This is a genomic window from Bartonella sp. MU70NMGDW (assembly GCF_042194085.1).
GTDB lineage: Bacteria > Pseudomonadota > Alphaproteobacteria > Rhizobiales > Rhizobiaceae > Bartonella > Bartonella grahamii.
In genome coordinates this window covers 1-4,409 of sequence record NZ_JBHIMK010000121.1, presented here as the reverse complement: position 1 = coordinate 4,409, position 4,409 = coordinate 1, and the positions used below count along the sequence as shown (strand labels likewise).

Sequence of the window (4,409 nt, the reverse complement as noted above, 5' to 3'; positions counted from 1 at the left end):
GTTAATTTTCCAGGAATATCACTATAGCGTAAACCAGCTACCGCTAAACCAACAGCTGCTGCTTGTCTTGCCTCTTTCCGAACATCTTCAACAGTATAACTTAATGTCTCAAACTTCATATCCGTATACGAATTGGCCTCATTAACGCCATTATTGACAAGACTACTAACTTTCTCATCCGTATACTTATTGGCATCTTCAAGAACCGTCTTCATCTGCTGTTCTGTGTAATCATGTAACTGACCTCCATTAACAGCTTCTTTCGAATCCTTTTCAATCTTTCCATCCGCTACATTGTCTATTAATACTGGAGAACTGTCATCTCCACCAACTAACGTAACTTGATTGATCTTTTTGCCCGTTTTTTTATCTCTATCATATTGTACAGATCCCTCCGTAACTTTATTTTCAATATCCTTGACCTGATCTGTAATCATCTGCTGGGTTTCCCAAAGCTGACCTCCATTCACAGCTTCTTTTGAATCTTTGTCTACCTTGCCATTCTCTACATTGATAATCTTACTTGGACTCTTAACACCCTGACTATCAACGTGAGAGGCATCATAGCTTCCTTTTTCTTCATTCCAATTCAGACTATTCGAAGAAGCATCCTTTTCAACTTCTTTTATACGATCGTTGATAGTGCTCATGCTGTCATTAACAACATCAAATGCTTCAGAGACACTATTACGCTCCTCTTTATCACCTTTCGTGCCATCCTTATTAAAGACCTGAACGTGGAATTTGGGGCCTTGCCAGTTTCCTTCCTTATCATAACCAACTCCTCCACCAAAATATGAGGCAAATGTCTGTTGAAGAGTATAAATCTGACCACCATTAATCGCATCCGTGGAATCTTTTAATATCTCTCCTTCCGCAAGGAACGTGATCTTACTGTTTTCCTTTTTACCTTCTTTCTCATGCTGTGCTACAAACGCACCTGCATCATCACTCCACAACAACGAATTTTGCTCAATGTTGTCTGAAATCTCATTATGAAGATTCTTGACGACCTTATTTACACCGGCAAACGCGGCTGCAATGCTATCATAATCCTCCTCTTCAAAGCTTCCATCTTCTTGGAAAGTCATTATCTTGAAACCTGGAAGAACCCAGCCATCACCATCATACTTAGCATCACCACCAAAATACTTTGCTAGCGACTGATTCAGATCATAAATCTGCCCGCCATTAATCGCATCACTCGAGCCTGATACTATAGAGCCAGCCGCAAGCGATGTGATCTTGCTGGCTTTTCTGTCCTCGCCTTCCCCATGCAGTGCGACAAAAGCTTTGTCATCATCGCTCCAAGATAAAGAATCTTGTGTAACTCCTTCTGAGACTTCCTTAATACGATCGTTAACAGTCTTGATATTCTCATCAAGTCCTTTAAAGGCAGAACCAACATCGGTATGCGGTTTATCTGTTACAACACCATCTTTATCAATACTAGATAAATTATAAGTTGGCCCTTTAAAAGCACCATCCTTAAATTCAGCATCTCCACCCAAGAATTTTGCTACATCCGTTGAAAGGATGTAAACCTGTCCTCCATTGATAACATCCGTTGAGTTCTCCGCAATCGATCCTGCGGCTACATTATGCAGTGCAACAGGTGTAGCATCCTTCCCTTTACCAAAAGTTACATTTGTATAATCAATTTGATCATCTGTTGTTTTATCGTAAAGAACAACAGAAGAACTATCAGACAGAAGGGTCTCAGAAAGATCCTTCAAACCTTTATCCAATTGTTCTTTATTCACAGCTTCATTGTTTTTTTCTGCCGCCTTCAAACCAGAAAGAGTTCGATCCTTACCACCCTTGTTTGCGATATTGATTTCACTACCTTCTACTCCTTTACCAATGTTGATAACATCTTCATTTTTCGTAACAAGCAGATTACTGATTACATCGCTGATCGCATTTTGAACCTTTGTGAAAAGTTGACCCACACCTGAAAATGCATCTGATACATTCTTATAGCTTGATTCAGCTTCAGTGCCATCATCATTGATAATTTTGAGCTTAAAATCAGGAACATTCAATTCCCCATCCTTATATTCAGCGTCATCAGAAAAATATTTTGCAACCTTATCCCCCAGTGAATAAAGTTGAGAACCATTTACTGCATCCGTCGATTCTTTCGTAATATCTCCTACAGCAAGCGATGTGATTTTGCTTGCTTTTCTGTCATCACCTTCCCCATGCTGGGCGACAAAAGCTTTGTCGCTATCGCTCCAAGATAAAGAATCTTGTGCAACTCCCTCTGAGACTTCCTTAATGCGAGCATTTACATTCTTGATATTGTCATCAAGTCCTTTAAAGGCAGAACCAACATCGGTATGCGGTTTATCTGTTACAACACCTTTTTCATCAATATTCGATAATTTATACTCTGGTCCTTTAAAGTTTTTGCCATCAAAGGATACATCTCCCCCTAAAATTTTTGATAAATCCCCAGTAATTGTATGAAGCTGACCACCATTAACGGCATCTTTCGAATTTGCGCTAAGATCTCCACCTGCAAGACCTGTTATTTTTTTACCTGCAGCATCAATACCATCCGCTATTACTTTGGGTCCATTTTCAATCGTTAAGCCCGTTTTATCTAAAGTGACGTCTTTTAATTTTACACTGTTCAATGTGACATCTTGTGCCAAATCAAATGTTATTTTTTTGTCTTTACTGTCTGTTTTATCACTATTTTTAATCTCAAAGTTTTCGCTTCCAGAGACCAAATTTAACTTATCGCCCGGCTGAAAATCTGAAACAGCCTTATCATTAAGAGAAAGTGTCCACCCTTGTGCTACAAATTCTCTTAATTTTTTCAGCTGCGCAATGTTGACGGCATCAGTGTCTGCATAACCAGCTGCCACACCTGTAAGCTGTCGTGTTATCTTATTCGGAGTATCACCAATACTAAAAGCTCCTTGAGTGCTCTTCCATATCACACCATCATCCGTTGACTGGCTCCCTATGGAAGGATCATAGCCAACTGTGGACACTGAGTTACGAGAAACAGATTTATAACCCACAGCAACACCACCCTCAGGAAGTACTTGTACATTTGAACCTAATGCCATACTATTTTTAGCTGTTGCAGCTGAAAGTCCACCTAATGCAATACTATTTTCACCAGATGCATTTGCAAAATCACCTAATGCAATACTATTTTCACCAGATACATTTGCAGAACCACCTAATGCAATACCATTGTCGGCAGTTGCACTTGAAAGCTTACCTATAGCAATACTTCCTTGCCCACCTTTTCCCTCACTGGCAGCAATTGTAATGCTCTCCGTTTCGGCATGCCATTTAAAGATACTATCATCGGCAGCTTTTTTAATCTCATTGTGAAGATTTACATAAGACTTACCCACACCTTCAAAGGCTTTGGCTACATTTGGAAAACTTTCTTCTTCAATCTCATTCGTCTCCGGATTGAACGTTTTAATTTTGAACTTTGGATCATCCCATTGGCCATTCGTAAATTTAACACCACCGCCTAAATATCCAGCTATATGGGTAGCTACAACATTCAACTGACTCCCATTTACCGCATCTTGTGAATCTGCACTAAGATCACCAAGTGTAACACCCGTTACCTTTTTATTTCCAGCATCAATACCACCGGTGGTTATTTTCGGACCATCAGTAATTACTAAGCCTGTAGCATCGAAAGTATTTGTACCTGCCTTTACGCTCTCCAGTGCAATGTCTTGAGCTAGATCAAATTTCACTTTATTGTTATCTTCGCCCTTTGTAATATTCAAGTTGGCACTTCCAGCAGAAAAATCTACCGCGCTATCCATAAGAACAGTTGTAGCATTTTTATCTCCAACAGAGAGTTTCCAACCGTTTTGTCTTACAACTTGTTCTAAGTCCTGCAACTGTCTAAGGTTTACTGCATCGGTAACTTTAGAACCAGCTGCTACGCCTGTAATTTGTCTGGTTATACCATTAGAAAAATCACCAACACTAACTGCGCCCCGCGTACTTTTCCATTGCGCCTCGGTGTTTTGTGCAGGACCCTGCAACAAAGAAGTGTAGCCAAACTCACCAGCAGCCCTATCGGATATAGAATCGCTTCCTAGAGCAACACCTTTCGCAACCGTCACATTAGAGCTAGCGCCTATAGCAATTCCCTGCGGCGCCTGCTCCTGTGCATATGCATTGTACCCCATAGCAATCGCTTCATTTGCATAACTATGTGCTTTAGTACCGAAGGCTATTGAAAAATCACCTAATGAAGCTGTTCTCTCTTTTTCATCATAACTATCGGTTAGAGAAGAACCGATTGCAATGCTATTTTTAGTATTTCTACTACTACCGGCTAAAGCAGTTAAGCCGATTGCAATCCCTTGGTCAGCCTTCGTCTGCGCTACCTGCCCGTAAACAATAGCATCATG

Annotated in this window: 1 protein-coding gene; it reads right to left on the bottom strand. The window is 40.4% G+C overall.

What is annotated here, in order from left to right:
• Positions 1-4,409 (bottom strand): hypothetical protein (locus tag ACFIKE_RS08435; protein ID WP_375649261.1); only part of this gene is annotated, 4,409 nt, incomplete at both ends.